This is a genomic window from Nonomuraea sp. LP-02 (assembly GCF_036289125.1).
Taxonomy (GTDB): Bacteria; Actinomycetota; Actinomycetes; order Streptosporangiales; family Streptosporangiaceae; genus Nonomuraea; species Nonomuraea bangladeshensis.
This window is the reverse complement of the sequence record NZ_JAXCLK010000001.1, coordinates 470,136-495,129: the sequence shown is the minus strand read 5'-3', so window position 1 is coordinate 495,129 and position 24,994 is coordinate 470,136. Positions and strand designations below refer to the sequence as shown.

General features: G+C 72.7%; 18 protein-coding genes. 10 read left to right on the top strand and 8 right to left on the bottom strand.

The features are described from left to right. Positions 1–5: 5 nt before the first annotated feature. On the top strand, positions 6–602 hold the full coding sequence (locus SMD20_RS02275; protein ID WP_329574326.1) for a TetR/AcrR family transcriptional regulator: 597 nt from the start codon (positions 6–8) through the stop codon (positions 600–602). Here the strand turns inward: SMD20_RS02275 and SMD20_RS02270 are convergent. Genes SMD20_RS02270 through SMD20_RS02255 form a run of 4 tightly spaced genes read right to left on the bottom strand, consistent with a single transcriptional unit; the run spans position 538 to position 3,427 of the window. Then, complete coding sequence (locus tag SMD20_RS02270; protein ID WP_329574324.1) at positions 538–1,023, bottom strand: protease inhibitor I42 family protein; 486 nt, start codon at positions 1,021–1,023, stop codon at positions 538–540. The genes SMD20_RS02275 and SMD20_RS02270 overlap by 65 nt on opposite strands. Beyond that, positions 1,020–2,000, bottom strand: a complete 981-nt coding sequence (locus tag SMD20_RS02265; RefSeq protein WP_329574322.1) for a YihY/virulence factor BrkB family protein — start codon at positions 1,998–2,000, stop codon at positions 1,020–1,022. Before SMD20_RS02265 ends, SMD20_RS02270 begins: the two co-directional genes overlap by 4 nt. Further along, positions 2,001–3,050, bottom strand: coding sequence for a DUF3618 domain-containing protein (locus SMD20_RS02260; protein WP_329574320.1), 1,050 nt, complete (start codon positions 3,048–3,050; stop codon positions 2,001–2,003). Next, complete coding sequence (locus tag SMD20_RS02255) at positions 3,047–3,427, bottom strand: phage holin family protein (RefSeq protein WP_329574318.1); 381 nt, start codon at positions 3,425–3,427, stop codon at positions 3,047–3,049. Before SMD20_RS02255 ends, SMD20_RS02260 begins: the two co-directional genes overlap by 4 nt. 309 nt (positions 3,428–3,736) lie before the next feature. Between SMD20_RS02255 and SMD20_RS02250 the strand changes: the two genes are divergently transcribed. Together SMD20_RS02250 and SMD20_RS02245 are read left to right on the top strand one after the other, a co-directional pair. Further along, positions 3,737–6,688: a DEAD/DEAH box helicase gene (locus tag SMD20_RS02250; protein ID WP_329574316.1), complete on the top strand. Its 2,952-nt coding sequence runs from the start codon at positions 3,737–3,739 to the stop codon at positions 6,686–6,688. A gap of 1 nt (position 6,689) precedes the next feature. After that, positions 6,690–7,472, top strand: a complete 783-nt coding sequence (locus SMD20_RS02245; RefSeq protein WP_329574314.1) for an SWIM zinc finger family protein — start codon at positions 6,690–6,692, stop codon at positions 7,470–7,472. Positions 7,473–7,481: 9 nt separating this feature from the next. Here SMD20_RS02245 and SMD20_RS02240 read toward each other — a convergent pair whose 3' ends face one another. The 3 genes from SMD20_RS02240 to ctaD form a co-directional block, all read right to left on the bottom strand. After that, positions 7,482–8,420 carry a diacylglycerol/lipid kinase family protein gene (locus SMD20_RS02240; protein WP_329574312.1) on the bottom strand — a complete coding sequence of 313 codons (939 nt, stop codon included), beginning with the start codon at positions 8,418–8,420 and terminating at the stop codon, positions 7,482–7,484. 59 nt (positions 8,421–8,479) lie between these two features. Beyond that, positions 8,480–11,227, bottom strand: coding sequence for an immune inhibitor A domain-containing protein (locus SMD20_RS02235; RefSeq protein WP_329574310.1), 2,748 nt, complete (start codon positions 11,225–11,227; stop codon positions 8,480–8,482). A gap of 224 nt (positions 11,228–11,451) precedes the next feature. Then, positions 11,452–13,119, bottom strand: a complete 1,668-nt coding sequence (ctaD, locus tag SMD20_RS02230) for an aa3-type cytochrome oxidase subunit I (protein WP_329574308.1) — start codon at positions 13,117–13,119, stop codon at positions 11,452–11,454. A gap of 182 nt (positions 13,120–13,301) precedes the next feature. On the opposite strand from ctaD, the gene SMD20_RS02225 reads away from it, so the two are divergent. Continuing rightward, positions 13,302–14,513, top strand: coding sequence for an aminotransferase class I/II-fold pyridoxal phosphate-dependent enzyme (locus SMD20_RS02225; RefSeq protein WP_329574305.1), 1,212 nt, complete (start codon positions 13,302–13,304; stop codon positions 14,511–14,513). Positions 14,514–14,561: 48 nt separating this feature from the next. Here the strand turns inward: SMD20_RS02225 and SMD20_RS02220 are convergent, their stop codons facing one another. Beyond that, positions 14,562–15,131: a hypothetical protein gene (locus SMD20_RS02220; RefSeq protein ID WP_143082318.1), complete on the bottom strand. Its 570-nt coding sequence runs from the start codon at positions 15,129–15,131 to the stop codon at positions 14,562–14,564. A 52-nt stretch (positions 15,132–15,183) separates the two neighbouring features. Between SMD20_RS02220 and SMD20_RS02215 the strand changes: the two genes are divergently transcribed. From SMD20_RS02215 to SMD20_RS02190, 6 genes are all read left to right on the top strand, one after another. Beyond that, a complete protein-coding gene (locus SMD20_RS02215; protein ID WP_329574302.1) occupies positions 15,184–16,548 on the top strand; it encodes an FAD-binding oxidoreductase in 1,365 nt (454 codons plus the stop codon). A 180-nt stretch (positions 16,549–16,728) separates the two neighbouring features. Then, positions 16,729–18,891: a serine/threonine-protein kinase gene (locus SMD20_RS02210; RefSeq protein WP_329574301.1), complete on the top strand. Its 2,163-nt coding sequence runs from the start codon at positions 16,729–16,731 to the stop codon at positions 18,889–18,891. A gap of 185 nt (positions 18,892–19,076) precedes the next feature. Beyond that, positions 19,077–20,609 (top strand): acyl-CoA carboxylase subunit beta, encoded by a 1,533-nt coding sequence (locus SMD20_RS02205; RefSeq protein ID WP_329592398.1) that lies wholly within the window; start codon positions 19,077–19,079, stop codon positions 20,607–20,609. Next, entirely contained in the window at positions 20,606–22,501 is a 1,896-nt protein-coding gene (locus tag SMD20_RS02200; RefSeq protein ID WP_329574300.1) for an ATP-binding protein, read from the top strand. The genes SMD20_RS02205 and SMD20_RS02200 overlap by 4 nt, the downstream gene beginning before the upstream one ends. Further along, positions 22,498–23,271, top strand: a complete 774-nt coding sequence (locus SMD20_RS02195; protein WP_329574299.1) for an enoyl-CoA hydratase-related protein — start codon at positions 22,498–22,500, stop codon at positions 23,269–23,271. Before SMD20_RS02200 ends, SMD20_RS02195 begins: the two co-directional genes overlap by 4 nt. A 4-nt stretch (positions 23,272–23,275) precedes the next feature. Further along, entirely contained in the window at positions 23,276–24,964 is a 1,689-nt protein-coding gene (locus tag SMD20_RS02190) for an acyclic terpene utilization AtuA family protein (RefSeq protein ID WP_329574297.1), read from the top strand. Positions 24,965–24,994 lie beyond the last annotated feature (30 nt).

Sequence of the window (24,994 nt, the reverse complement as noted above, 5' to 3'; positions counted from 1 at the left end):
CAGCGGTGCCGAGGATCAGCGCGGCCACGGTGGCCGACCATCGGGCGGGCCGGCACGCCGCGCTGCTGGCGGCGGCGATGGAGATCCTGGCCGCCGAGGGCGCGGCCGGGCTCACCCCGGCCGCCGTCGGGGCCCGGGTCGGGCTGGCCCGCTCCAGCGTCTACCGCTACTTCTCCTCGACCGCCGACATCCTCGCCCAGCTCGTCGAGGACGCGATCCCGCGCTGGGCCGGCCGGCTGGCGAGCGCGGCGGCGACCGGCGACGACCTGGAGACCCGGGTGCGCGCCTACGGCACGGTGACGCTGTCGTTCGCCGCGCATCCCGACTACGCGCTGCTGCGCGCCCTGAGCGCCGTGGACCTGCCGCCCGACTGCCGCGACCGGCTCGACCAGCTCCACGAGACGATGATCGGCCCGCTGCGCGAGATCCTGGCCGAGGCCGGGCACGACGACCCCGGCCTCGTGGCCCACCTGGGCTGGAACGTGCTCGGCGAGGGCCTGCGCCGGCTCGCCGCCGGCCCGGCCGACCCCGCCGCCGTCACCCGAACGGTGCTGGAGGTGCTGGTCCGCGGGATGTCGCCGGGCCCTCCTTCGTCACCGTGAGCGTGAAGACGGCCTCGCCCGACTCGCTGCGGCTCTGCTCGCTCTCCGGCGTCCCGCCGGTCCCGCAGCGCCAGCAGTCGTACAGCCTGACCTCGGTCGTGCCCGGCTGCTTGGCGTTGAACACGAAGTAGGTGGTGCCGCCCCCGCCGACCTGGTCGCTGTCGCCCTCGTGCTCCTGGCTGATGAACGACACCACCTTCGTGTCCGGCAGGGCCTTCAGCGACCAGCTGTCGCCCACCGACGCGTTGCCGGTCACCGCCAGCGAGAAACGCTGCCCGCTGCGCAGCTCCACCGGCACGGTGGCGCCCTTGGCGCCCTTGACCACCGTGCCGAGGTCGCTCACCGCCGAGCCGGCCCCGCAACCGCCGCAGGCGGCGAGCAGCAGCAGGCCGAGCCCGGCGGCGACCGTTCGAAGTGTCATTCCGGCAGGCTATCGGCCTTCGGCTCGTCGCGGGGCACGGCGTACGGCTCCCGCTCGGCCGGGCGTCCCCCGGCGATCGAGCGCTGCCGGATCAGCTCGGCGTCGAACTCCGCGCCGAGCAGCAACGCCATGTTCGACAGCCACAGCCAGACCAGGAACACCACGATCCCGGCCAGCGCGCCGTACGTCTTGCTGTAGGACGCGAAGTTGGCGACGTACAGGGCGAACCCGCCGGAGACGATCACCCACAGCACGATCGCGAGGATGCCGCCCGGCGAGATCCAGCGCAGGCCGGGCTGGCGCACGTTGGGCGCGGCCCAGTACAGCAGCATGATCAGCCCGGTGGCGACCAGCACCATGAGCGGCCACTTGAGGATGTCCCAGGCGAGCACGGCCGCCTCGCCGAGGCCGAGCGCGCCGCCGAGCGCCGCCGCGAGGTCGCCGGTGAGGGTGACGGCGATCGCGCCGACCGCCAGCAGCACGGTGGCCAGCAGGGTGAGGCCGATCCGCAGCGGGGTCGTCTTCCAGAACGGGCGGCCCTCGTCGATGTCGTAGATCGCGTTGCCGGCCCGGATGAAGGCCGCGATGTAGCCGGAGGCCGACCACAGGGCGACCACCAGGCCGGCGATCGCCACGGCGCTCGCGGCGCCCGCGCCGTTCTGCGCCGCCTCGATGCTCGTCACCATCAGGTCGCGCACCTCGGCGGGCACCAGCACCATGACGCCGGAGAGCTGGGCCGCGGCGTCGCCCCGCCCCAGCAGCCCGAACACCGACACCAGCACGATCAGCGCGGGGAAGATCGACAGGACCGCGTAGTAGGTGAGCCCGGCGGCGAGGTCCTGAAGACGGTCGTTCTTGAACTCGACGATCGTCCGCTTCAGCACCGTCCACCAGGCCCGGCGGGGGAACTCGCCCGGACCGTCGGGCACGCCGGCAGCGCCGGCGCCCCGCTCGGAGGCGTCTCGGGAAACTGTCACCTAGTTGCTCCGGAGTTTCATCAGGCGGCGCCGCGCGGCACGGGCGGCCGTGGGACGGCCCGTCAGGCATGTCTTGACGACGGCGTCCGTGATGATGCGGCCCTTCGTCAAGCGGCTGGTCGTCAGGCGGGCCTTCGTCAGGCGGGCCTTCGTCACGCGGCCCGCCATGTCGCCCCGCATCACGCGCTCCACGAGCGTGCGGCGCGTGGTCGTGCGGCGTCTCGCCATCCGCCGTACGACGAGGACGGCCACGGCCCCGGCGGCGACGGCGACGAGCAGCGCGGGACGCCGCCTCGCCTCCACGGCGACGGCCTTCACCTGCTCGGGTGTGTGGTCGCCGACCTGGCCGGCCATCTCGGAGGTCTTGTCCTTGATCAGGCCCGCGGTCTCGGTGGCGCGGGCCCTGACCGTCCCCGCGGCCTCGGACGCCCGGGTCCTCGCCACCTCAGCGGCCTCGGACGCGCGCTCCTTCGCCACGCCAGCGGTCTCGGCCGCCCGCTCCCTGGCCACTTCGGCGCGGCCCCTGGCCACCCCCGCGGCCTCGGCGGCGCGGGCCCTGAACGTCCCGGCGGCCTCGGCCGCCCGGTCCTTGGCCACCCCGGCGGCGTGGCTCGCCCTGGACTTCACGTCAGCCTTCTCCGCCAGTGCGCTGACCGTGCGACCCAGTTGCTCGCGGGTCTCCTCGATGTCCCTGCGCACGGCGGCTCTCCCGTCGTCATCGTCCTCGTCGGCGGCGCGCCTGCGGGTGCCGTGCTCGCGGCTGGTGCCGGTGGCGGCGCCGCGGCCGCTCCGGTTCACCTCCGGCATGGAACGTTCCTCCGCGCGCAGGCTCTCGATGGTCTCGGCACGCTCGTCCCGGATGGGCCCCTCCGGGATGAAGGTCTCGTGGCCCTCCCGCTCGGCCTCCGCCCGCCTGGCGTTCTCCGTCGCGCCCGGCCTGGTAAGGGGGACGTTGATGGACTCAGGCTCGGTCGGGGCGCCCACGGTGGCCCGGTGCGCGCCCACGTCGCCGGCGTGCTGCTCGCTGTATCCGGGATCCGTCTCGCTCATCGGTGTGCCCTCTCCTTGACCATGTCGATGTCGGCCTTGACGCTCGCGATGGTCTCCTCGGGGACCGGCGGCGTGGCCCGTTGCACCTGGTTCTTGCCGACCAGGCCCAGGACGGCGGCGACGACGAGCATGACGACGCCCACGACGGCGGCCGCCACCCACGCGGGCATGACCAGGGCGAGGAGCAGGATCACGGCGGCCACCAGCGCGGCGGCGCCGAAGAAGGCGGCCGTTCCGGCCGCCCCGAACAGGCCCGCGCCGAAGCCGGCGCGCTTGCCCTTCGCGGTGAGTTCCATCCTGGCCAGGCGGAGTTCGTCCTTGACCAGCCGGGTGACCTGTTCGGAAAGGTCACTGACCAGTTTCTGGGTGTCGCTCACGATCGTTCGCCTCCTCCGTCCGAGTGAGGCGACTACCCAGGCACTTGGCCTTCTATCACGCGCTATTTCCGCCTGGCGGACTTCAGCACGAGGTCAAGGACCTTCAGCACGGGATCCTTGGGCGTGTCACACCAGTTGTCGGGCTGCTTCGGCTTGTTCCACGGAGAGGGGAGCTCGCACGACGGAGCCTGCGGCTTGGGCCGTTCACACCACGATCCGGGATTACTGGTCATATTTCCACTTTACTCTTTCAGCAGCCGCTTATATAAGCGCGAACGATTTCCTGACGGGCGACGGTAATCTGCCCTGGTGCTGGTCGTACACGGGGTCTGGGCGGAGGACGGGCTCGCCTTCTGGGCGGAGGACGTCGAGGGCGGCGGGCCGGCGGCACGGAGCGGCCGCGGCACGGGCCCCCGCCCCCATCCCTTCGCCGCCCCGGCCGCCGCCGTCGCCGCCGCGCTCGGCCTGGACGAGCCCGCCGAGCGGACGCTGGAGTTGTTGCTCCCCGGCTCGGCCGCGGAGCCGTCGCCGTCGCCGGAGACCGGGCGGCTGGCCGCGACCGCCCGGCCCCGGCTGCGGCCGTGGCGGGTGCCCGCCGTCGTCCCGCCCGCCGCCACGGCGCTGCGCCTGCTCGCCGGACGGCCGGAGACGGCGACCCTGCGTCACTGGGCGGCGGTCGCCGACCTCGCCCGCGACCTCGTACGGAGAGGCCGCGTCCTGCCCCAGCTCGCCCTGGAGGCGGGCGGGGCGCGGGCCGTGTGGCGGCCGGTCGTCAACGGGGCCGACGGCGGCTACTTCCGCGAACTGGCCCTCGCCATGCCGCCCGCGTGCCGGACCGCCGGCGCCGAACGGCCCTCCGCCGGCGTGCTGCGCGCGGCCCTGGAGACGTTCGCGGACGCGCTGGTGCGGCAGGCGGTCACCGAGCCGCTGATCACCCGCCCCGCGACCCCCCGGGACCGCTGGCTGGCGGCGCTGACCGGTCCCGACCCGTCCTGCCCCGACGTCCCTGAGCTGCGCGCCGAGCTGGCCGCCTGGCACGACGCCGCCGCGGCCGCCGAGGGCGCGGCCCGCGTGTGCTTCCGCCTCATGGAGCCCGTCGGCGACCTGACAGGCCATGGCGAGGACGCCTGGCGGGTCGAGCTGGCGTTGCAGGCCGCCGACGACCCCAGCCTGTACGTCCCCGCCGCCGCCCTCTGGGCCGGTGAACGCGCCCCCGGCCTGCCCCCGGCCCCCGAGCGCGAGCTGCTGACCGGCCTCGGCCGCGCCGTCCGGCTCTACCCCGAGCTGGAGCGCGCCCTGCGGGTGCCGGAGCCGGCCGAGCTGGCCCTGGACACCGCGGGCGCGTTCGGGTTCCTGCGCCAGGCCGCGCCGCTGCTCCAGGCGGCCGGGTTCGGCGTGCAGCTCCCCCGCTGGGCGGGCCGCGCGAGGCTCGGGCTCAGGCTGACCACCAGGACCAAGACGCAGACCGCGGCCGTGAGCCAAGGGTTCGGCATGCGGGAGCTGGTCGACTTCCGCGTCGACCTGGCGGTGGGCGACGAGACGATCAGCGAGGAGGAGCTGGCCGAGCTGGCCCGGCTGAAGGTGCCGCTGGTCCGCGTACGCGGCCAGTGGGTGGAGCTGGACGACCGGCAGCTCAAGGCGGCCCTCCGCGCCGTGGAGGGCGCACGCGCGGGCGAGGCGGCGGCGGGCGAGATCCTGGAGCTGGTGGCACGGCACGACGGCGAGCTGCCACTGCTGGAGGTGGACGCCGACGGCGCGCTCGGCGACCTGCTGTCGGGCCAGGCCGAGCGGCGGCTGCGGCCGATCGCGACGCCGCCGGGCCTGGACGCGGTGCTGCGCCCCTACCAGGAGCGCGGCCTCGCGTGGCTGAGCTTCCTGTCGGAGCTGGGCCTCGGCGGCGTGCTGGCCGACGACATGGGGCTGGGCAAGACGGTCACCACGCTCGCGCTGCTGGTCCACGAGCGTCGCGAGCGGGAGGGGCCGGGCGCGCCGACGCTGCTGGTGTGCCCGATGTCGCTGATCGGCAACTGGCAGCGCGAGGCGGCCAGGTTCGCGCCCGGCCTGCGCGTCTACGTCCACCACGGGGGCGCCCGCGACGACGCGCTCGTCCGGGACGCCGACCTGGTGATCACCACGTACGGCACCGCCCACCGCGACCTGGAGGCGCTGAAGTTGCACGAGTGGCGCCGGGTGGTGTGCGACGAGGCCCAGGCCATCAAGAACAGCGGCACCCTGCAGGCCCAGGCCGTCCGCGCGATCCCGGCCGCCACCCGCCTGGCGCTGACCGGCACGCCGGTCGAGAACCACCTGGCCGAGCTCTGGTCGATCATGGAGTTCGCCAACCCGGGCCTGCTGGGGCCGCGCTCGCGGTTCCGCACGCGTTTTCAGGAGCCCATCGAGGCCCGCCAGGACGAGGAGGCCGCGCACGCGCTGCGCCGGGCGACCGGCCCGTTCATCCTGCGCCGGCTGAAGACCGACCGGTCCATCATCACCGACCTGCCGGAGAAGATGGAGGTCAAGGAGTGGTGCCCGCTCACGACCGAGCAGGCGAGCCTCTACCAGGCGGTCGTGGACGACATGCTGGCGAAGATCGACGACAGCGAGGGCATCGAGCGGCGCGGCCTGGTGCTCGCCACCATGGCCAAGCTCAAGCAGGTCTGCAACCATCCGGCCCACCTGCTGAAGGACGGCTCCCGCCTGGCGGGCCGCTCGGGCAAGCTGGCCCGGCTGGAGCAGCTCGGCGAGGAGATCCTGGCCGAGGGCGAGAAGGCGCTGGTGTTCACCCAGTACGCCGAGTTCGGCGGCCTGCTCCAGCCCTACCTGGAGCGGCGGCTGGAACGCCCGGTGCTGCTGCTGCACGGCGGCCTGCCGAAGAAGACCCGCGACCGCCTGGTGGACCGGTTCCAGAACGACCCCGAGCCGATGTTGTTCGTGCTGTCGCTGAAGGCCGCCGGCGTCGGGCTCAACCTGACGGCGGCCAGCCACGTCGTGCACGTGGACCGCTGGTGGAACCCGGCCGTCGAGGACCAGGCCACCGACCGGGCCTTCCGCATCGGGCAGCGCAAGAACGTGCAGGTGCGCAAGCTGATCTGCGCGGGCACCCTGGAGGAGCGCGTGGACGAGATGATCGAGCGCAAGAAGGCCCTGGCCGAGCGGGTGGTGGGCACCGGCGAGGAGTGGCTGACCGACCTGTCCACCAGGGAGCTGCGCGAGGTGTTCAGCCTGACGGGCGGGGCAGCAGGCGAGGCGGGGGCGAGCTGAGATGGCCTGGTTCGACGAGTACGACCACCGCGGCCCGATCCGGGTCGAGGGCGGCCTGCGGGCCCGCTCGAAGCGCGGCTCGATCGGCTCCACCTGGTGGTCGCGGCGCTTCATCGACATCCTGGAGCGCGTCTGCGACAAGGGCCGGCTGACCCGCGGCCGGGCCTACGCCCGCCAGGGCCAGGTCCTGTCGATCGACCTGGCCGCCGGGGAGGTCAGGGCGGCCGTGCAGGGCTCGCGGCCCGAACCGTACGACGTGGTGATCAGGATCGAGGCGTTCGGCGAGCGCCGGTGGGCCGAGCTGGAGGAGGCCATCGCGGCGCAGGCCGTGCACCGGGCCCGGCTGCTGGCCGGGGAGATGCCGCCGGAGATCGAGGAGCTGTTCGCGGCGGCGGGGGCCGACCTGTTCCCGCGCGACCTGGACATGGACTGCTCGTGCCCCGACTGGGGTTTCCCGTGCAAGCACCTGTCGGCGGTGCTCTATCTGCTGGCCGAGGCGTTCGACGACGATCCGTTCCTGGTGCTGGCCTGGCGCGGACGCACCCGCGAGCAGCTGCTGGGGTCGCTGGCCGCCGACGAGGGCTCCGGCGTCCCCGAGGTCGTGGACGTGCCGTTCGCCGAGCGGCTGGCCGACTTCTACGCCCCCGGCGCCACCGCCCATCCGCCCGAGCGCCGGCCGGCCGGCTCCCCGGCCCTGCTGCTGCGGGTCTTCCCGCCGCCCGGCGACCTGGGCCCCGTGCTCGCCCCCGCCTACGAGCGGCTAAGTGGCGGCCCGGACTCCTGAAGCGGCCGGTCAGCGGTCCTCGAAGGAGTCGGGCACCATCACGCGCACCCCGTTGGGCACCACGCGCAGCCTGATCGGGGTGCGCAGCCGCACCTCGCCGTCCACGTCGGCGGCCATCGGCGGATCGGTCTCCAGCAGCATCTCCCGGCCGACCACGAACGGCCCGCCCGCGAGGCTGCGCCAGCGGCCGGTGGTGGCGCGGAGCAGGGTCTCGCCGAGCAGGCGGAGCTTCTTGCCGGAGCCGAGCTGGTAGGCGACCAGCGTGCCGTTGTCGATGCTGATGTCCCTCGCCACCTGCCAGCCGCCGTGGAAGCGGCCGTTGGCGATGTTGAGCTGGTGGGTGAGCAGTTCGTGGCGCTGGCCCTCGACGGTGATGAAGGCGCGGAAGGGCCGGTGGCCGGGCAGGATCGTCAGCGCCGTCAGCGGGTAGGCGGGCCGGCCCAGCAGGCGCTTGAGCCACGGCTTGACCGTGCCCGCGACCTCCACCGACACGCCGAAGCTGGCCAGGTTGGCGAACGGCCGGTCGTCGGCCATGCCGAGGTCGATGTCGGCCACCTTGCCGGTGGCGAAGACCCGGATCGCCCCGGCCAGGTCGAGCGGCAGGCCGAGGCTGCGGGCGAAGTTGTTGGTGGTGCCGAGCGGCAGCACGCCGAGCGCCACGTCGCGGTGGGCGACGTGCCGTACGGCCGAGGAGAGGGTGCCGTCGCCGCCGCCGACGATGAGCAGGTCGGGGTTGGTCGCGAGCGCGGTGTCGAGCAGCTCGCGCAGGCGCTTGGGGTTGTAGACCGACAGCTCCACCAGGGGCTCGAAGCCCGACTCGTGGAGCTGCTCGATGACCTCGAAGTAGTGACGGCGACCCCGGCGCGAGCGAGTGTTGACCACCACGGCCACCCGGCGATCCCGCTGGATCGCCGCGGTGTGCTCGGCTTTGGTGCGCAAGTCGCTCATGGTCACTTATGGTAGGGCCGCCGGGAGGCCCCGGCGGCCCGTGATCTCCTTCTTCGGAGCTACTTCTTCGGCGGGACGACCTGGACGATCGCGCCCAGGTTGCCCGGCAGCGGGCTGATCAGCTTGAACTGCACGCCGAGCGCCTTGCCCTCGTCACCGGGGTTGCCGGTGCCGAGCACGGAGCCGGCGACCGCCTGGCCGTACAGCTCGGGGGCGGGGGTGCCGTCCGCGTGCACCGCGCGGGTGCTGTAGGACTGGTCGCCCTTCGACGGCACGACCGCCGAGGCGTCGAAGTCGCGGTAGGCCAGGGCGCCGTTGAGCAGCTCGATGCCCGGGTACCACGTCTTGGCGTCGGTGAAGGTGGTCACGCCCTTCTGCGCGGGGAAGTCCGTGCAGTAGGCGCTGAACGGCTCGTTCGCCGCCTCGATGCACTCCTTGAAGGGGTACGTCTTGCCGAACCCGAACGCCGCGTTGGACGTCTGCACGCGCCCCTGCAGGTTCTTGTTGGCCGTCGGGTCCTTCTCGGCCGCGACCCCGGTGCGGCGCAGCGGCTCGAAGTGGGAGTCCACGACCAGCAGGCTGCCCTTGGGGCCGAGGCTCGGCGGGAGGCGCAGGTTGTTGCCGACGGAGTTGTTGGTGTAGGTCGAGTCGCGGTACCACACCAGCAGGCCGGGCGCGTTGTACTTCACCTTCTGCACCTTCCACGAGCCTTCGCGGCTGTAGTCGGTGTCGTAGGTGTAGGCCAGGCCGTTGTCGAAGCCGTCGAAGTTGCGCCACTCGGCGAGGTAGAAGCGCTGCACCTCGCGCTCGCCGTTGTTGCGGGTCCAGCCCTGGCCGCTCGTGTTGGTGAACGTGCCGCCGGTGGCCTTCCAGCCGTTGTCGCCGCCCTCGACGTCGTCGCTCCAGACGGTCTCGCCGCCGTTGGTGAGCGCGAAGTCGTCGACGTGCCAGCCGCGCGGGGTGTAGGCGGCGTCGGTGTTGTACGTCAGGCGGAACTTGACGGTCTGCCCGGCGAACGCCGTCAGGTCGACGTAGTCGTGCCGCCACTGCTCGCCGGTGTCACCGGTGATGCCGTACTTCTTGCCGCCGAACGTCTTGAGGTTCTTGTTCGGGTCCGGGTAGCCGTCGGGCGTGGTGACCTCGTTGCCGGCCTCGTCGTACATCTTCTGCTGCGCCCAGGTCTGGCCGCCGTCGGTCGAGACCTCGACGAAGCCGAAGTCCCAGTCCTGCTCGATCTCGTAGTTGTTCCACATCCACAGCCGCACGTCGGAGCCGGACGGGACGGGCAGGTCACGGGTGAGCGAGACGTTGGCCCACTCCTGGTCGAGGTTCGTCCACCAGGCGTTGGAGCCGCTGTGCGGGGTGACCATCTCCAGCGGCTCCGAGGCCAGGTTGACCCGGACGCCGTCGGCGGTCAGCTTGGGCGTGCGCGAGGACTGGCCGACGGTGACGAGCTTGGCGGCGTCGCCGGGGTCGAACGTCTTCGGGTTCGCCCAGCCGAGCACCCACTTGTCCCACAGGCCCATGTGCGTCGGCATCGACTGGAAGATCGGGCCGGAGTGCGAGCCGCTGGACATCAGGTCCCAGAAGTCGACCGCGGAGCTGGCCGAGCCCGAGGTGTCGTACAGGTCGGGCAGGCCGAGGTCGTGGCCGTACTCGTGGGCGAAGACGCCGACGCCGGAGTCCTCGGGCTGCACGATGTAGTTGGAGATCTTCTTGTTGGTGCCGGGGACGGTGTAGCCGCCGGCGACCGCGCTGGAGTGGGCCCAGATGGCGTAGGTGCCCTCGGCGCCGCCGTCGGAGGACTTGTCCTTGCCCGCGTGCACCAGCACCAGGTGGTCGATGACGCCGTCGGGCTCCTGGAAGTTGCCGTCGCCGTCGGCGTCGGAGATGTCCTCGACGTCGTAGTCGGCCCACGGGAAGTTCGGCTGGGCCTGGGCGAGGGCGTTGACCGTGTCGATGGCGAGCTGCTGGGCGCCGACCTCGTTGCTCGGGTGGCCGGACATGTCCTGGGGCGCGCCGCCGCAGGCCGCGGCGCCGTAGTACGCCTCGGAGTGCGGGACCTTGATCCAGCCGACCGCGGAGCCGGTCACCGAGTAGGCGCCCTTCGACATCTCCTCGTACATCTTCTTCATCGTGAAGCCGGAGATGTCGATGCCGGGCTTGCCGTCGCGCGGGTCCTTGAGGTCCTTGCGCACGCGCTCGGTGATGCCCTTGTCGCTGTAGAGCATCTTGTTGAAGTGATCGGTGCTGAAGTCCTTGACCCAGAAGGAGTTGTTGTCCGCGTGCGGCAGGGTGGCCGGGTCGGGGATGTTGTTGTGCAGCGGGCCGTTCTTCAGCGTGCCCGGCGGCTCGACGACGCAGTCGTCCGGGGCACTGTTGACGGTGCGCAGCCGGTTGAAGCCGGAGAAGTCGTCGTTGGCCTGCTCGTTGAACTCGACGAGGACGGTCAGGAGCTTGGCCGTGCGGGTCTGCTTGCTGTTCTTGAAGATCCACTCGGCCGGGTTGCGGCCGGTTCTCAGCGCCTCCCGCTCCCGTGCGGCGAGGATGCGCCCGGCGGCCGGGTTGCCGCTGCTGAACTTCCGGTCGTACTTCTGCGCCGGGGTCAGCGAGCGGGCCTTCTGGTCGGCGAGTCCCGGCTCCCGCGGCTCCCTCTCGACGGCCGGCGGGGCGTAGTTGATGTAGTGGTCCGCGGCCGTGGGCTCGTAATGGGCGACGGAGGCCGCCTGAGCCGTGGGCACGGACAGGGCGGCGCCAAGCAGGGCGACCGCCGGAAAAGCTGCCAATAAGCGCTTAGTGCTGGGCACCAGAAACCCTTTCTGCCCGGGATCTCCGGGCGAATGGCCATAGGGCATGCAATGCCGGACGCTAGAGCGTTTATCAACGAATCGTAAAGTGTGTTGTTGAAACGTGACCAAAACACCACAATCAGAACATCAGCGCCCCCGCGATCGCCCCTCCCGCGACCGCGCCGCCGCGCCAGAGCACCGCGATGATCAGGTCGAACCTGCCGATCCCCGGCGGTTCCCCGTCAGCCCTCCGTGTCCTCGCCGGGCTCCCGCTCCTCCCCTTCACGGGGGTAGTGCAGGTCGAAGGCGGGCCGTTCGGAGCGGATGGGCGGGATGGCGGTGAAGTTGTGCCGGGGCGGCGGGCAGGAGGTGGCCCACTCCAGGGAGTTCGCGTACCCCCAGGGGTCGTCGAGCGTGACCTTCGGCGCCCTCCGTGCCGTCTTCCACACGTTCCACAGGAACGGCAGCGTGGAGACGCCCAGCAGGAACGCCCCCACGGACGAGACCTCGTTGAGCGCGGTGAACCCGTCGCCGGGGCTGTAGTCGGCGTAGCGGCGGGGCATGCCGATCTGCCCCAGCCAGTGCTGCACCAGGAACGTGGTGTGGAAGCCGATGAACAGCAGCCAGAAGTGCAGCCGCCCGAGCCGGTCGTCCAGCATCCGCCCGGTCATCTTCGGCCACCAGAAGTAGAAGCCGGCGAACATGGCGAACACCACCGTGCCGAAGACCACGTAGTGGAAGTGCGCCACCACGAAGTAGGTGTCGCTGATGTGGAAGTCGAGCGGCGGCGAGGCCAGGATGACGCCGGTGAGCCCGCCGAGCAGGAACGTCACGAGGAAGCCGACCGCGAACAGCATCGGCGACTCGAAGCTCAGATGGCCCCGCCACATCGTGCCGATCCAGTTGAAGAACTTCACCCCGGTCGGCACCGCGATGAGGAACGTCATGAACGAGAAGAACGGCAGCAGCACCTGCCCGGTCGGGAACATGTGGTGCGCCCACACGGTCATCGACAGCCCGGCGATCGCGATCGTCGCCCCGACCAGCCCCATGTAGCCGAAGATGGGCTTGCGGCTGAAGACCGGGAGCACCTCGCTGATGATGCCGAAGAACGGCAGCGCGATGATGTAGACCTCGGGATGGCCGAAGAACCAGAACAGGTGCTGCCAGAGCAGCGGGCCGCCGTTGCCGGCGAGGAAGACCTGGGTGCCGAGCTTGCGGTCGGCCTCCAGCACCAGCAGCGCGGCGGCCAGCACCGGGAATGCCATGAGCACGAGCATGCTGGTCAGCAGCACGTTCCAGGTGAAGATCGGCATCCGGAACATCGTCATGCCGGGCGCCCGCATGCCGATGATCGTGGAGATGAAGTTCACCGCGCCGAGGATCGTGCCGAGGCCGGACAGCGCCAGCCCCATGATCCACAGGTCGCCGCCCACCTGCGGCGAGAACGGGGACGACGCCAGCGGCGTGTACGCGAACCAGCCGAAGTCGGCCGCCCCGCCGGGCGTGAAGAACCCGGCGACCGCGATGATCCCGCCGAACAGGAACAGCCAGTACGCCACCGCGTTCAGCCGGGGGAAGGCCACGTCGGGCGCGCCGATCTGCAGCGGCATCACCACGTTCGCGAAGCCGGCGAACAGCGGCGTGGCGAACAGCAGCAGCATGATCGTGCCGTGCATGGTGAAGAGCTGGTTGTAGAGGTGCTGGTTCACCAGTTGCATGCCGGGCTGGGCCAGCTCGGCCCGCATCACCATGGCCATGACCCCGGCCACGAGGAAGAACGCGAACGAGGTGATCAGGTAGAGATAGCCGATGACCTTGTGGTCCGTCGTCGACAGCCACGACGCGATCACCGTGCCGGTGCGGCGGCGCCTGACCTGCTCGATCGAGGTCTCGCGGACGGTCGTCATCGGCTGCTCCCTCCGGTGTGGAGTGGGGATGCCCCCGATCCCCCCATTGCACGCCATGGACGCCCGCTCGTGAAGCGGTTGACGGAGATTCGCCGGTGGAGATTCGCCCCCGCCGACTGCGCACGCCGCCGATTCTTCTATCCTTGGGCGGGCACCGATCCGATCCGGAGGAGAGACTTCTCGTGACCGCACAGCGTGACTACGACGCCCTCGTCCAGCGTGGGCTCTCGCTCGACCTCACCCGGGGCAAGCCGTCACCGCGCCAGCTCGATCTCTCCGACGATCTGCTCAAACTGCCCACGAGCTACCGGGCGGCCGACGGCACCGACGGCCGCAACTACGGCAACCTCCAGGGGCTCGCCGAGCTGCGCGAGCTGTTCGCGCCGCTGCTGCAGGTGCCGGCCGGGCAGCTCGTCGTGGGCGGCAACGCCAGCCTCGCGCTCATGCACGACACCGTGGTGCACGCGCTGCTCAGCCCGGTGCCCGGCGCGACCCGGCGGTGGGTGGAGGAGCCTGAGATCACGTTCCTGTGCCCGGTGCCCGGCTACGACCGGCATTTCACGATCTGCGAGCGCCTCGGCATCAAGATGGTGCCGGTGCCGATGACCGCCGACGGCCCCGACATGGACGTCGTCGAGCGGCTGGTCGCCACCGACGCGAGCGTCAAGGGCATGTGGTGCGTGCCGAAGTACAGCAACCCGACCGGCGCCGTCTACAGCGACGAGACCGTCAGGCGGCTGGCCGCGATGCCGACGGCGGCGCCCGACTTCCGCATCTTCTGGGACAACGCCTACGCGGTGCACCACCTCACCGACAGCCCGGCCGAGCTGGCCGACGTGCTGGCGCTGGCCGCCGAGGCGGGCAACCCCGACCGGGTGTTCGTCTACGCCTCCACGTCCAAGGTGACGCTGGCCGGCGCGGGCGTGTCGTTCTTCGGCTCCTCGCCGGCGAACGTCGAGTGGTTCCTGCGCAACACCGCCAAGCAGTCCATCGGCCCCGACAAGATCAACCAGCTCCGGCACGTGGAGTTCCTGCGCGACCCGGCGGGCGTCGAGGCGCACATGCGCAAGCACGCCGCGCTGATCGGGCCGAAGTTCGAGCTGGTGGACAAGGTGCTCTCCGAGCGGCTCGGCGGCCTGGCGAGCTGGACCAGCCCCGAGGGCGGCTACTTCATCAGCCTGGAGGTGCCGCACGCGGCCGAGGTCGTCGCCAAGGCCAAGGCGGCGGGCATCGCGCTCACGCCGGCCGGGGCCACCCACCCCTACGGCAAGGACCCCGACGACCGGACGATCCGCATCGCGCCGACCTACCCGGAGCTGGACGAGCTGGAGCAGGCCATCGAGGGCCTGGCCGTCTGCGTCAGGCTGGTGGCCGAGGAGCACGGGCTCGCCTGAGCCCCGGGCTCGGGCCGGCCTGAGCCCTCCGGGCTCAGCGGCTCGGGTTCAGCGGCCGGGGCGGAAGCCGAAGATGTACTCGCGCGTCTCGCTCGGATGGAACGAGACGCCCACCCCGGGCTCGTAGACGACGTTGTCGCGCGCGCAGTAGTAAAGGCGCTCCCACACGGCCAGGGCCTGCTCCCTGGCCGGCGCCTCCTGCGCGTCGCGGCGGCGCGCGCCGCGCGCGCCGAGCACGTTGAGCAGCCCGAACCCCCAGAACAGGCCCGTCAGGCAGAACGGCGCGAGCAGCACCTCGCCCCACTGCGGGTCCTGCCCCATCGCGATCACCAGCGAGACGACCAGATGCACCAGGGCCGCGCCGAGGAGCAGCAGGTAGCCCTGGTTCCTGGTCCAGGCCGTGTAGTGGCGGCTGGGGAACGACAGCCACACCGCGAGCTGGGTGCGGCTCATCACGTGTTTGGACGCGCCGAGCACGGCGGCGGTGGGCAGGTCGGCGACCTCCCTGGCCCCGGGGAGACGGGCCCGCCCGATCTTGTACGTGGTCCCGGCGGCGACCGCTCCGGGGACCGCGACGACCTGGTCGGTCTCCGAACACACCGGGCACCTGACTTCCACCCGGGCAGTTTGTCCTTAAGGGCCGCCTTGCGCAAACCGTAGGCTGCTCAGCGTGAGACCGATTGATGCCCTGGTGCACTCCCTGTCCGAAGCCCGGGTCGTGACCGACCCCGACGTGATCGACTCCTACGCCCGGGACCGGACGTTCCTGGAGCCCGGCAGGCCGCTCGCCGTCGTCCTCGCCGCCTCCCGCGACGACGTGGTGACCACGCTGCGGTGGGCGAGCGAGCACCGGGTGCCGGTGGTGCCGCGCGGCGCGGGCACCGGCCTCGCGGGCGGGGCCGTCGCCGGGGACGGGGCGATAGTGCTGTCGCTGGCCCGGATGACCGCCATCAGGGAGCTGTCGCCGGCCGACGAGATCGCCGTCGCCGAGCCGGGCGTCATCACCGCCGACCTGGACCGGGCGGCCAGGGAGCACGGCCTCATGTACGCGCCGGACCCGTCGTCGTACGAGATCTCCACGATCGGCGGCAACCTGGCGACGAACGCGGGCGGGCTGCGGTGCGTCAAGTACGGCGTGACCAGGGACTCCGTGCTCGGCCTTGAGGTCGTGCTGGCCGACGGCCGGGTGCTGGAGACCGGCCGGCGCACGATGAAGGGCGTCACCGGCTACGACCTGACCGGGCTGTTCGTCGGCTCCGAGGGCACGCTCGGCGTGATCACGGCGGCCACGCTGCGGCTGCGGCCCGCGCCGGCCGGGCCGCCGGCGACGTTCGCGGCCGAGTTCGGCTCGCTGCGGGACGCGGGGGCGGCGGTGTCGGCGATCATCGCGGCGGGCTGCGCGCCGTCGCTCATGGAACTGCTCGACCGGGCCACGCTGGAGGCCATCGACGACTGGCGTCACATCGGGCTGGAGTCCGGCACGCAGGCCATGCTCATCGGCCAGTCGGACGCGGGCGACGGGCAGGCGGCGGCCCGCCGGATGGAGCGGATCTGCGCCGACCACGGGGCCTCGTTCGTGGCGGTGTCCTCCGGTCCGGCCGAGACCGAGGAGCTGGTGGGGCTGCGGCGGCTGGCGTACCCGGCCACCGAGCGCCTCGGCGCCTGCCTCGTGGAGGACGTGTGCGTGCCGCGCTCGGCGCTGCCCGACATGATCACCGCCATCGAGGCGGCCGCCGTCCGGCACGGGGTGCGCATCTGCACCGTCGCGCACGCCGGGGACGGCAACCTGCACCCTGTCTTCGTCTTCGAGCACGGCGCCGCCGAGCCGCCCCCCGAGGTGTGGGCCGCGGCGGACGAGGTGTTCACGCGGGCGCTGGAGCTGGGCGGCACGCTGACCGGGGAGCACGGGGTGGGGCTGCTCAAGCAGCGGTGGCTGGCGCTGGAGTCGGGGCCGGTGGCCGCCGAGGTGCAGCGGGGCATCAAGGCCGTCTTCGACCCCCTGGGCCTGCTCAATCCAGGCAAAGCGATCCATTAACTGTCGGACGTTTAGAGTTTGCCAAGCCGTGACCTTGGTTTTCCGGGTGCACCACGACCTGCGGTGGGAGCTGACTGGCCGGGTCAGGATGTGGAAACTTCTGTCCGGACCGGCAGACGCCCCGAGTGTCACGCTGGTAGCGTTTTGCCCCATCTGTTGGGGTTGTAATGGGGGTCCGACGTGAATCAGTTCCAGCCGTTGGCGGCGGACGATCCGCGGCGGCTGGGGGCGTATGACATCGTCGCCCGGCTCGGCGAGGGTGGCCAGGGCGTCGTCTATCTCGGCAAGAGCGACACCGGGGAGCAGGTCGCGGTCAAGCTGCTGCACCACGCCCTGGTGGCCGACGCCGACGCGCGCACCCGGTTCCTGCGCGAGGTGGCGGTGGCGCAGCGGGTCGCGCGGTTCTGCACCGCGCCCGTGCTCCACGCCGACCTGGACGGCAGCCGGCCGTACATCGTGAGCGAGTACGTCCCCGGGCCGTCGCTGCGCGAGCTCGTGCTCACCGAGGGGCCGCGACGGGGCGCGGCGCTGGAACGGCTGGCCATCAGCACGGCCACCGCGCTCGCCGCCATCCACCGGGCCGGGATCCTGCACCGCGACTTCAAGCCGGCGAACGTCCTCATGGGGCCCGAGGGGCCCGTCGTGATCGACTTCGGCATCGCGCGCGCCCTCGACTCGCCCGGCGCCACGGCCACGGGCATGGCGATGGGGACGCCGTCGTACCTGGCGCCGGAGCAGCTCAGCGGGGCGGCGGTGTCGGAGGCGGCGGACGTGTTCGCCTGGGGCGTCACCATGGTCTTCGCCGCGACCGGCAAGCCCGCCTTCGGTGCCGACTCGATCCCCGTGGTCATGAACCGGATCCTCAACGAGGAGCCGGAGCTGGGCGGGATGGAGGGCGAGCTGGGGGAGCTCGTCGCCGCCTGCCTGTCCAAGGACCCGGCCCAGCGGCCCACGGCCGACGGCCTCATCCTCCGGCTCACCGGCCAGCCCGTGCCCAAGGCCATCGAGCCGGTCACCGGCCAGCACCTCACCGGCGCCCCCGGCCCGGGACAGCCTGGGCATCCGGGCCAGGACGCCGGCGCCTGGGCGCAGGGTGGCGGGCCGCAGCCCATGTACCCGCCGCAGCAGGGCCCCTTCCCGCACCTTGCCGCGGCCATCCAGAACGGCCCCGGCCAGCCCTCGGGGCCCGGCGCTCCTAGCGGACCCCAGGCCGGAGTGCCCGGTGCTCCTTCGCAGGCGGGCATGCCCGGCCAGCCGGGACCCGGCGTCCCGCCGCAGGCCGGTGCGCCCGGCCAGGCAGGGCCCGGCGTCCCGCCGCAGGCCGGTGCGCACGGTCAGGCGGGACCCGGCGTCCCGCACCAGGCCGGTGCGCACGGCCAGGCCGGAGCGCCCGGTGTTCCGCCGCAGGCGGGCAGGCCTGGTCAGGGGGGCCACGGGCCGTACAACGGGCCCCGTTCGCAGCCTCCCGGCGCGGCCGGTGGGCAGGGCGGCGGTGACGGTGCGCCGGCCAAGCAGCGGCGGACCATGACGCTCGCCCTCTCCGGCGCCGCCGCGGCGGCCCTGCTGGTGGTCGCCGGCGCCGTCGTGGTGCAGGCGAACAGCAAGCAGGTGCCGGTGGTGGCCGTCGGCGACGCCTCGCAGCGCACCGAGGACGGCGGTTCGGCCGCGGGCAAGCCCGTCGAGCCTCCGTCCACGCAGCCGACCGCCGATCCGGTGCTGCCCACGGACAGCCCCGTCCCGGTCGGCACCCTGGACATCGAGGAGCCGGAGAAGAGCGACAAGAAGCAGCGCTCCGAGCAGCCGGTCGCCCAGATCCCGACCCCGCCGGCGACGGCGCAGCCGCGCCCGCAGACGAACAACACCCAGCGCCCGCAGGCCACCCCGACGCCCAAGCCGACCAAGACGAAGAAGAAGGAGAGCCTCGGCGTCGACCCGGAGGCGGAGCCGACGGACGCGCCCACGCACAACCCGGACGAGACCACCAAGACGCTCCCGCCGACCAAGCTTCCGGCGAAGCGGAACCCGTACACGGCGGCCGGCGTCTGCGGCGCCGGCTACAAGGTGATCAACTCTCACGCCCTGGGCAGCTACGCGACCGTCTACCTGCTCTGGAACGCGGGCGCGGGCAAGAACTGCGTGGTGACGCTGTCGCGCTACGTCTATCCCAACAAGGTCGAGATGAACGCGATCCTGCAGGTCAAGGGCGGCTCCAGCGGCAGCAACCCGGGCTCGTTCAGCACCTATGCCGGGCCGATCCGGCTGCCGGCCGCGAAGAAGTGCGTGATCTGGGGCGGCTCGATCTCCAACGTGAGCTGGAAGTCCGGCTGGAGCCACTGCAAGTAGGCCGCGCCGTAAGTAGACCGCGCGGCAAGTAGGCCGCGCCGTTCGTGGCGAAGCGTCCGGCTCTTCCGCATCGGGGGGCCGGACGCTACCGTACTTGGCGTGATCGTCAGGGCTCCGGCGGGACAGCCGTGATCAGAAGCAGGCTCGATCCCGGGGGCGAGGATTACCTGGCGCGCCGCGAGTCCATGCTGGCCAAGCTGCGCGAGCTGGACGCCGAGCACGCCAAGGCGGTGGCCGGCGGCGGCGAGAAATACGTCGAGCGGCACCGGCGGCGCGGCAAGCTGCTCGCCCGCGAGCGGGTGGAGCTGCTCGTGGACGCCGACTCGCCGTTCCTGGAGCTGTCGCCGCTGGCGGCGTGGGGCAGCGACTACCCGGTCGGGGCGAGCGTGGTGACCGGCATCGGGGTCATCGAGGGCGTCGAGTGCGTGATCACCGCGAACGATCCGACGGTGCGCGGCGGCGCGACCAACCCGTGGACGCTGCGCAAGACGTTGCGCGCGGCCGACATCGCGCTGCGCAACCGGCTGCCGTACGTGAACCTGGTCGAGAGCGGCGGCGCGGACCTGCCGACGCAGAAGGAGATCTTCATCCCGGGCGGCCAGGTCTTCCGCGACCTGACGCGGCTGTCGGCGGCCGGCGTGCCGACGGTGGCGCTGGTGTTCGGCAACTCGACGGCGGGCGGCGCGTACGTCCCCGGCATGAGCGACCACGTGGTGATGGTCCGCGACCGCGCCAAGGTGTTCCTGGGCGGCCCGCCGCTGGTGCGGATGGCGACCGGCGAGGAGTCCGACGACGAGTCGCTGGGCGGCGCGGAGATGCACGCGCGGGTGAGCGGCCTGGCCGACTACCTGGCCGAGGACGAGTACGACGCGCTGCGCATCGGCCGCCGCGTGGTGCGCTCGCTGAACTGGCGCAAGCGGGGCGTCACGCCGCTGCCCGCCGAGGAGCCGCGCTATCCGGCGGAGGAGCTGCTGGGCATCGTCCCCGAGGACCTGAAGGTGCCGTTCGACCCGCGCGAGGTGATCGCCAGGGTGGTGGACGCGAGCGCGTTCGACGAGTTCAAGCCGCTGTACGGCACCTCGCTGGTGACCGGGTGGGCGCGCGTGCACGGCTATCCGGTGGGGGTGCTGGCGAACGCGCGGGGCGTGCTGTTCAGCGAGGAGTCGCAGAAGGCGACGCAGTTCATCCAGCTCGCCAACCAGTCGAGGACCCCGCTCGTCTTCCTGCAGAACACGACCGGCTACATGGTCGGCAAGGACTACGAGCAGCGCGGGATCATCAAGCACGGCGCGATGATGATCAACGCGGTGTCCAACTCGACGGTCCCGCACCTGACGATCGTCATGGGGGCGTCGTACGGCGCCGGCAACTACGGCATGTGCGGCCGGGCCTACGAGCCCCGGTTCCTGTTCGCCTGGCCGAGCGCCAAGTCGGCGGTGATGGGGCCCGCGCAGCTCGCCGGGGTGCTGTCCATCGTCGGGCGGGCGGCGGCCGAGGCCAGGGGGCAGGCGTACGACGAGGAGGCGGACGCGGCGATGCGCGCGACGGTGGAGGCGCAGATCGAGGCCGAGTCGCTGCCGTTCTTCCTGTCGGGGCGGCTGTACGACGACGGGGTGATCGATCCGCGCGACACCCGTACCGTGCTGGGGATGTGCCTGTCGGCGGTCAACAGCGCGCCGGTGCCGGAGCGGGCGGGGTTCGGGGTGTTCCGCCCGTGATCAGCCGCCTGCTCGTCGCGAACCGGGGCGAGATCGCCCGGCGCGTCTTCCGTACCTGCCGGGCGCTCGGGATCGAGACGGTCGCGGTCTTCGCCGACCCCGACGCGGACGCGCCGCACGTGGCCGAGGCCGACCTCGCGGTACGCCTGCCGGGCGACCGTCCGGCCGGGACCTACCTGGACGCCGGCCGCGTCGTGGCCGCCTGCCGCGCCTCCGGGGCGGACGCCGTGCACCCGGGTTACGGGTTCCTGTCCGAGAACGCGGAGTTCGCGCGGGCGGTGCTGGCGGCCGGGCTGGTGTGGGTGGGCCCGCCGCCGGAGGCGATCGCCGCGATGGGCTCCAAGATCGAGGCCAAGCGGCTCATGGCGGCAGCCGGGGTGCCCGTGCTGCCCTCGCTCGACCTCGCGGCGCCCGGCGAGTTCCCGCTGCTGGTCAAGGCGTCGGCCGGGGGCGGCGGGCGGGGCATGCGGATCGTACGCGGGCCGGAGGAGCTGGCGCGCGAGGTCGCCTCGGCGCGGCGGGAGGCGGAGGCGGCCTTCGGCGATCCCGCCGTGTTCGCCGAGCCGCTGTGGGAGCGGGCCAGGCACGTCGAGGTGCAGGTGCTGGCCGACGCGTACGGCACGGTGTGGACGCTGGGCGAGCGCGAGTGCAGCGTGCAGCGGCGGCACCAGAAGGTCGTCGAGGAGTGCCCCTCCCCCGGGATCGCGGCGGAGGTGCGTGAGCGGCTGTGCGAGGCGGCCCGGCGGGCGGCGGCCGCGATCGGCTACGTCGGGGCCGGGACGGTCGAGTTCCTGGTGCGCGGCGACCGGGTGGCGTTCCTGGAGATGAACACCCGGCTCCAGGTCGAGCACCCGGTCACGGAGCTGGTGCACGGGGTGGATCTCGTACGGCTGCAGCTGGAGGTGGCCGAGGGCGGCGCGCTGCCCGCGGAGCCGCCCCGGCCGTCCGGGCACGCCGTGGAGGTGCGGCTCTACGCGGAGGACGAGCACTACCTGCCGCAGTCGGGGGTGCTGCGGCGCTTCGAGGTGGAGGGTGACGTCCGGGTGGACTCGGGGGTGGAGTCCGGGTCGGTGGTCTCGCCGTACTACGACGCGATGCTGGCCAAGGTGATCGCGCACGGGGCGTCGCGGGCGGAGGCGGTCAGGAAGCTGGTGACGGCGCTGCGGCGGGCACGGCTGCACGGCCTCACCACGAACCGCGACCTGCTGCTGCGGATCCTGACCCATCCGGACTTCGCGGCCGGGAACACCCACACCGGCTTCCTCGACCCGGACGGCCCCCTCGCGGCATCCGCGCCCGAGCCGACCGGGCCCGGCGAGCTGGCCGGGCTGGCCGCCGCGCTCGCGCTCGCCGCGGACAATCGCCGCCGCGCCCCCGTGCTCGGCGGCCTGCCGAGCGGGTGGCGCAACGTCCGCTCCCAGCCCCGCCGCACGGCCTTCACCACCGCTGACGGGGGCACGATCGACGTCGTCCACGACCCGCTGCCCGCCGGCGTCGCCGTCGTCAGCGCCACGCCCGACCGGGTCGTCCTGGAACGGGACGGCGTCCGCCACGCCTTCGCCGTCGCCCGCTACGAGGCCGGCGGCCCCGTGTACGTGGACCACGCGGGCGGTCACGCCGAGCTGACCCCGCTCCCCCGCCTGCCCGAGCCCGTCGAGCACGTCGTCCCCGGCTCCCTGCTCGCCCCGATGCCGGGCAGCGTGCTCCGCGTGGAGGTGGCACCCGGCGACCGCGTCGTCAAGGGCCAGGCGGTGCTGGTGCTGGAGGCGATGAAGATGGAGCATCGGATCACCGCCCCGGCCGACGGGGTGGTCTCCGGGCTGCACGTCGAGCAGGGCCGGCAGGTCGAGGCGGGGGCCGTGCTCGCCATCATCCACGAGGGGGAGTCATGACGAGTCTGGTGCACGGAAGCCTGGCGAACGGTGTCGCGACCGTCACGCTCGACTCGCCGCCCAACCGCAACGCGCTGTCGACCCGCCTGCTGGCCGACCTGAAGGAGCGGCTGACGTGGGCGCTGGCCGAGCCCGAGTGCCGGGTGATCGTGCTGACCGCCACCGGCACGGTGTTCTGCTCCGGGGCCGACCTGAAGGAGCAGCGCGCCGCCGAGGGGAAGCCGGGTGCCCCGGTGACCGCGTCCCTGCCGGAGATCTTCACGCTGCTGTGGGAGAGCCCGAAGCCGGTCGTGTGCCGGCTCAACGGCACCGCGCGGGCGGGCGGGCTCGGGCTGGTGGCCTCGTGCGACTTCGCGGTGGCGCCGCTGACGGCGTCGTTCGCGTTCACCGAGGTACGGCTGGGCGTGGTGCCAGCGATGATCTCCGTACCGGTGCTGCGGCGGCTCGATCCGCGGGCCGCGGCCGAGTACTTCCTGACCGGCGAGGTCTTCGACGCCGCGCGGGCGGCCGAGATCGGGCTGGTGTCGCGGGCGGTGCCGGAGGAGGAGCTGGACGCGGCCGTCGCGCACTACACCGAACTGCTGGTCAAGGGCGGCCCCGAGGCGCTGGCGATCACCAAGCGGCTGGTGCGGGAGGTGCCGGCGCTGCCGTTCGAGGAGGGGCTGCGGCGGATGACGGAGCTGTCGGCGGAGCGGTTCACCTCGGAGGAGGGGCAGGAGGGCATCGCGGCGTTCTGGGAGAAGCGCCCGCCGAAGTGGGTCTCGGGATGAGCCCATGACGCTGAGGATCGCCAACTGCAGCGGGTTCTACGGCGACCGGCTCTCGGCCGCGCGCGAGATGGTCGAGGGCGGCCCGATCGACGTGCTGACCGGCGACTGGCTGGCCGAGCTGACGATGTTCATCCTGGCCGGCAACCGGCTGAAGGGCCGGCCCGGCTACGCGCCGACGTTCCTGACGCAGCTTGAGCACGTCCTCGGCACGTGCCTCGACCGGGGCATCAGGATCGTCTCGAACGCGGGCGGCCTCGACCCGGCCGGCTGCGCCGAGGCGGTGCGCGAGCTGGCCGCCCGCCTGGGGCTGTCCGCGACCGTCGCGCACGTGACGGGCGACGACCTCATCGGCCGCGACCTCGACCTGGTCAACGCCGACACCGGCGAGCGCCTGACCGCGACGCCCCTCACCGCGAACGCCTACCTCGGCGGCCGGCCCATCGCCCGGGCCCTGTCGGCGGGGGCGGACGTGGTGGTGACCGGCCGGGTGACGGACGCCGCCCTGGTGACGGGCCCCGGCATCTGGCGCTACGGCTGGGGTCCCGACGACCTGGACCCGCTCGCCGGGTCCGTGGTGGCCGGGCACGTGATCGAGTGCGGCTGCCAGGCGACGGGCGGCAACTACGCCTTCTTCCAGGACGTACCGGACCTGGCGCACTGCGGCTTCCCCCTCGCCGAGCTGCGCGCCGACGGCTCCGCCGTCATCACCAAGCATCCGGGGACAGGCGGGCTGGTGTCGGTGGGTACGGTGACGGCGCAGCTCGTGTACGAGCTCGGCGGCCCCCGCTACCTCGGGCCGGACGTCGTCGCCAGGTTCGACACGATCACCCTCGCCGACGACGGGCCGGACCGGGTGCTGATCTCGGGCGTGCGCGGCGAGCCGCCGCCGGACACCCTCAAGGTCGCGGTCAACCACCTCGGCGGCTACCGCAACACGATGACGCTGGTGCTGACCGGGCTGGACGTCGAGGCCAAGGCGCGGGCGGCCGAGGAGGCGATCTGGGCGCGGATCCCGAAGGAGTCCTTCGACGCGGTGGACGTGACGCTCACCGGCTCGGGCCTGCTGCGGATCACGGTCATGGACGCCGACCGCCGCACGGCCGGCCGTGCCTTCTCCTCGGCGGTGGTGGAGACGGGGCTGGCGAGTTATCCGGGCTTCCACGCGCTCTCGCCGCCGGGCGACGCCTCCCCGTACGGGGTCTACTGGCCGGTGCTCGTCCCGGCCGCCGAGGTGCGCCCGCGGGTATGGCTCGACGGCGAGGAACTGCCGTACACGGCCTCCTCCGCAACCTCGGGGGAGCCGATTCCCGTGCGCCCGGCGGAGAGGCGGGCCGCCGCCCCCTCGGGGCCGTGCGTACGGCTGCCGCTCGGCCGGGTCGCGGGGGCGCGCTCGGGCGACAAAGGGGGCGACGCCAACCTCGGCGTCTGGGTGGACACCGACGAGCGGTACGCCTGGCTGGAGGCGTACCTCACGGCCGGACGGCTGGGCGCGCTCCTGCCCGAGCTGGCCGCGTACCGGGTCGAGCGCCATGAGCTGCCCGGCATCAGGGCGCTCAACTTCGTCATCCACGGCCTGCTCGGCAGGGGCGTGGCCGCGAGCCCGCGCATGGACCCGCAGGCCAAGGCGCTGGGCGAGGAGCTGCGCGCGCAGGTGGTGGACGTCCCCGCGGCCCTGGCGCGACAGCCGGGTTGACCGAGGGGTAAGGCTCTCGTAGGGTCCCCG

Bases quoted from the DNA above. Each gene is read 5' to 3' on its own strand.
- SMD20_RS02190 (WP_329574297.1), top strand. From the start codon at position 23,276: ATGACGCTGAGGATCGCCAACTGCAGCGGGTTCTACGGCGACCGGCTC.
- SMD20_RS02195 (WP_329574299.1), top strand. From the start codon at position 22,498: ATGACGAGTCTGGTGCACGGAAGCCTGGCGAACGGTGTCGCGACCGTC.
- SMD20_RS02245 (WP_329574314.1), top strand. From the start codon at position 6,690: ATGGCCTGGTTCGACGAGTACGACCACCGCGGCCCGATCCGGGTCGAG.
- SMD20_RS02270 (WP_329574324.1), bottom strand. From the start codon at position 1,023: ATGACACTTCGAACGGTCGCCGCCGGGCTCGGCCTGCTGCTGCTCGCC.
- SMD20_RS02205 (WP_329592398.1), top strand. From the start codon at position 19,077: ATGCTGGCCAAGCTGCGCGAGCTGGACGCCGAGCACGCCAAGGCGGTG.
- ctaD (WP_329574308.1), bottom strand. From the start codon at position 13,119: ATGACGACCGTCCGCGAGACCTCGATCGAGCAGGTCAGGCGCCGCCGC.
- SMD20_RS02260 (WP_329574320.1), bottom strand. From the start codon at position 3,050: ATGAGCGAGACGGATCCCGGATACAGCGAGCAGCACGCCGGCGACGTG.
- SMD20_RS02240 (WP_329574312.1), bottom strand. From the start codon at position 8,420: ATGAGCGACTTGCGCACCAAAGCCGAGCACACCGCGGCGATCCAGCGG.